This is a genomic window from Inquilinus sp., assembly GCF_039594555.1.
Classification (GTDB): domain Bacteria; phylum Pseudomonadota; class Alphaproteobacteria; order DSM-16000; family Inquilinaceae; genus Inquilinus.
The window spans coordinates 1-4,007 of the sequence record NZ_JBCNNF010000531.1; the positions used below are offsets into that span (position 1 = coordinate 1).

Consider the following 4,007-nt stretch of genomic DNA (forward strand, 5'->3'; position numbering starts at 1 on the left):
TTGCGCTCGGGCGTCACGCCGACAGGCGGCGCGTTGCTGTACCTCGACAACTGCAACGCGTGCCATCGTTCGGACGGCAGCGGCGCGATGAAGGCATTTCCCGCGCTGGCGGGCAACGCGGTGGTCTCGTCCGACGCTCCGTCGTCGGTCATGCCTGCCGCACCAGCACCGATCGCCGCAGGTCTGGGTTTCCGGGTGCGGATGGGCCTGAGCCGCCCCCTCACCCGGAACCGCTGCGTGGTTCCAACCTCTCCCCAAGGAGAGGTCAAGAGGCCACGACTCCGATCCCCTCTCCTCAGGGAGAGGGAGGGGCCCGGCCGGAGGCCGGGAGGGTGAGGGGGTGAGCCGTCCTCACACGCGATGTGGCCGCTCGCTGTCGAGATGGGCCATCTGGACGGCGGCATAGCGGTCGCCGGCGGCGGCGCCCTTGGGCACGGCCTGCTCGATCCGCGCCAGGTCCTCCGGCGTCAGGACCACGTCCAGCGCGCCCAGCGCTTCGGCCAGCTGGTCGCGGCGGCGGGAGCCGACGAGCGGCACGATGTCCCGGCCCTGCGCCGCCACCCAGGCGATGGCGATCTGGGCGACGGTGACGACCTTGGCCTCCGCCACCGCCCGCAGCGCTTCGACCAGTGCCAGGTTGCGGTCGACATTGCCCTCCTGGAACCGCGGGCTGTGGGCGCGGAAATCCTTGGCATCGGTAGTGGCGTCCTTCCGCCAGTGCCCGCTGATCAGGCCGCGCGACAGCACGCCATAGGCGGTGATGCCGATGCCGAGCTCGCGGCAGGTGGCCAGGATGCCGTCCTCGATGCCGCGCGAGACCAGCGAGTACTCGATCTGCAGGTCGGCGATCGGGTGCACCGCAGCGGCGCGGCGGATCGTCTCCGACCCCACCTCGGACAGGCCGATGTGGCGGACATGGCCGGCCCGCACCATCTCGGCGATGGCGCCGACCGTGTCCTCGATCGGCACGGCCGGGTCGAGGCGGGCCGGGCGGTAGATGTCGATATGGTCGACGCCGAGCCGCTGCAGCGAATAGGCCAGGAAGTTCTTCACTGCCGCCGGCCGGGCGTCGAAGCCGGTCCAGCCGCCGGCCGGGTCGCGCAGGCCGCCGAACTTGACGCTGAGGATCGCGGCGTCGCGCTTCGCGCTGGCCCGCAGCGCCTCGCCGATCAGCAGCTCGTTGTGGCCGGAGCCGTAGAAGTCGCCGGTGTCGATCAGGGTGATGCCGGCGTCGAGGGCGGCATGCAGGGTGGCGATGCTCTCGGCCCGGTCGGACGGGCCGTACATGCCGGACATGCCCATGGCGCCGAGGCCGAGGGCGGAGACGCGCGGGCCGGTGGCCCCGAGCGGGTGATACTGCATGATGAGCTCCGATACCGGGAGGGCTGCGATACCGGCAATATGGCGGGCGGCCTTTCGTGCGATAATCCGGGCAATGGCGAACAAGCCGTACGGAAAGCCGAACGATGAGCAGCCCCGACCTGTCGGATCTCGACGCCTTCGTCGCCGTCGCCCGGGCCCGCAGCTTCCGCGGCGCCGCGACCTTGCGCGGCGTCTCCGCCTCCTCGCTCAGCGACGCGCTGCGGCGGCTGGAGGGGCGGCTGGGCGTGCGCCTGTTGAACCGCACCACCCGCAGCGTCACCCCGACCGAGGCGGGCGAGAGATTGCTGGAGCGGCTGGGCCCGGCGCTGGGCGAGGTGGCCGGCGCGCTCGACGCCGTGACCAGCTTTCGCGACAGCCCGGCCGGCACGCTGCGGCTGAACGTGCCGTCGATCGTCGCCCGCCACGTCCTGCCGCCGATCGCCTGCCGCTTCCTGGCGGCGCATCCCGGCATCCGCCTGGAGGTGGTGGGCGACGACAGCTTCGTCGACGTGCTGGCCGAGGGGTTCGACGCCGGCATCCGCTACGAGGAGCGGATCGAGCGGGACATGATCGCGGTGCCGGTCGGCCCGCGGACCCAGCGCTTCGTCATCGCCGCCGCGCCGTCCTACCTCGCCGCCCGGGGGTGGCCGCGCCACCCGAACGACCTGCTGGACCATGCATGCATCCGCCACCGCTTCCCCAGCGGCCGGGTCGCGCCCTGGGAGTTCGAGCGCGACGGCAAGGTGATCCGCATCAGCCCGGAGGGGCCGCTGATCGCGACCGCGATCGAGATGGAGGTGGCGGCGGCGGTGGCCGGGCTGGGCCTGATCCGCATGTTCGAGGAGGCGCTGCGGCCGGATCTCGACAGCGGCGCCCTGGTGCCGGTGATGGAGGAGTGGTGGCAGGGCTTCTCCGGCCCCTTCCTCTACTATCCCAGCCGCACCCACATGCCGGCGCCGCTCAGGGCGTTCATCGATTTCATCAAGGCGGATCGGGGCTGAGGCCGACTAGACGAGGCCGCGGCGGATCTCCGCATGGGCGGCCGGATAGCCGGGCGACAGCACCGCGAGGCGGCCGGAGACCAGAGCGTGCATCCGCGGCAGGGCGTGGAACGGAACGCCCGGCGCCAGATGGTGCTCGGTGTGGTAGCTGGCGTTCCAGAACAGCCCGCGCAGCACCAGCCCGGCGAGCGTCGTCCGGGTGTTGGCCCAGCGGTCGTTGCTGCGGACGCAGCCGGAATGCTCGGCCAGCAGCACCCAGCGCAGCAGCGGCTGGGCCAGCAGCACCGGCCCGGCCCAGAGCAGCAGGGCCAGGGCGCTGCCGGCGGCGAGGCTGGCGGCCAGCACGGCGAGGTAGAGCAACAGATAGATCCGCGCCTCCGCCGCCACCCGGGCGCGGTCGGCCACCGGGATCCAGGGCGAGCGGTCGCGGCCGGCGGCGGTGCGCAGCAGGCCGAGGATCTGGCTCGACCAATAGGGCAGGCCGGTCAGGATCAGCCAGTAGCGGCCGCGGGTCAGCGGCTTGGCGCCGATCAGCTCCGGGTCGCGCTCCGGGTCCTGGGTATGGCGGTGATGCGCCATGTGGAACAGGCGAAAGCCCTCCGGCGGCAGCACCAGGACGAAGCCGCCGACCCAGCCGACCGCCCGGTTCAGCCACAGCGAGCGGAACGGCGTGCGGTGGGTGGTCTCGTGCAGCGGCGCGAACAGGGAGATCTCGGCGGCGCCGAGCAGCGCCATCGCCGGCCAGACCCAGAAGGTGCCGCGCGCCGCCAGCACCAGGGCGACGCCGAGCGCGATCAGCCCGGCATGCCGGGCCAGCGCCCGCAGCCCTTCCATGTCCGACCGCCGGGACAGCGCCTTCAGCGCCTCCGGCGGCAATGCCCTGGTCTCCGCCATGCCCCATCCTGGCGCCGCGCGGCAGTGGGGATCAAGGGGGCTGAGTCGGAAGTAGGGGCTGGGCCCCCCTCACCCGAAATCGCTGCGCGATTTCGACCTCTCCCCAAGGAGAGGTGAAGAGGCGCCGCCCTGCTTCCCTCTCCTTGGGGAGAGGGAGGGGCCCATTCGCGTCGGCGAATGGGAGGGTGAGGGGGCGGCCCCTACCGCCCGAACTCCGGATGCCGGAAACAGCCGACCATGTGGTCGTTGACCAGCCCGGCCGACTGCATCAGCGAGTAGCAGACGGTGGAGCCGACGAAGACGAAGCCGCGGCGTTTCATGTCGCGGCTCATCCGGTCGGAGATCTCGCTGGTGGCCGGCATCTCGGCATGGACGGTCCAGCGGTTGACCAGCGGCTGGCCGCCGACGAAGGACCAGAGGTAGCGCCCCAGGCCGCCCTCGGAGGCGATCACCGCCAGCGCCGCCCGGGCGTTGGTGCGCACCGCGTTCAGCTTGGCCCGGTTGCGGATCAGCCCGGCATCGGCCAGCAGCGCGTCGATCTCGGCATCCGTCATCGCCGCCACCCGGGCGATATCGAAGCCGTGGAAGGCGCGCTGGTAGTTCTCCCGCCGCTCCAGCACCAGGCGCCAGGACAGGCCGGCCTGGGTGCCCTGCAGGCTGAGATTCTCGAACAGGGCGCGGTCGTCGCGCTCCGGCGTGCCCCAGTCGCGGTCGTGATAGGCCAGCATCGCCGGGCCGCCGGAGGCCCAG

At 72.2% G+C, this 4,007-nt stretch carries 5 protein-coding genes; 2 read left to right on the top strand and 3 right to left on the bottom strand.

What is annotated here, in order from left to right; translation table 11 throughout:
- The first annotated feature begins 33 nt into the window (after positions 1 to 33).
- Positions 34 to 336 (top strand): c-type cytochrome, encoded by a 303-nt coding sequence (locus ABDW35_RS33375; protein WP_343718160.1) that lies wholly within the window; start codon positions 34 to 36, stop codon positions 334 to 336.
- A gap of 15 nt (positions 337 to 351) precedes the next feature.
- Here the strand turns inward: ABDW35_RS33375 and ABDW35_RS33380 are convergent, their stop codons facing one another.
- Positions 352 to 1,362 carry an aldo/keto reductase gene (locus ABDW35_RS33380; RefSeq protein WP_343718156.1) on the bottom strand — a complete coding sequence of 337 codons (1,011 nt, stop codon included), beginning with the start codon at positions 1,360 to 1,362 and terminating at the stop codon, positions 352 to 354.
- 104 nt (positions 1,363 to 1,466) lie between these two features.
- Here ABDW35_RS33380 and ABDW35_RS33385 point away from each other — a divergent pair, with 104 nt between their 5' ends.
- Entirely contained in the window at positions 1,467 to 2,363 is an 897-nt protein-coding gene (locus ABDW35_RS33385) for a LysR family transcriptional regulator (protein WP_343718157.1), read from the top strand.
- A 6-nt stretch (positions 2,364 to 2,369) separates the two neighbouring features.
- Here ABDW35_RS33385 and ABDW35_RS33390 read toward each other — a convergent pair whose 3' ends face one another.
- Positions 2,370 to 3,257: a fatty acid desaturase gene (locus tag ABDW35_RS33390; RefSeq protein WP_343718158.1), complete on the bottom strand. Its 888-nt coding sequence runs from the start codon at positions 3,255 to 3,257 to the stop codon at positions 2,370 to 2,372.
- A 200-nt stretch (positions 3,258 to 3,457) separates the two neighbouring features.
- The coding region (locus ABDW35_RS33395) for a DNA-3-methyladenine glycosylase I (RefSeq protein ID WP_343718159.1) at positions 3,458 to 4,007 on the bottom strand (550 nt) is incomplete at its 5' end.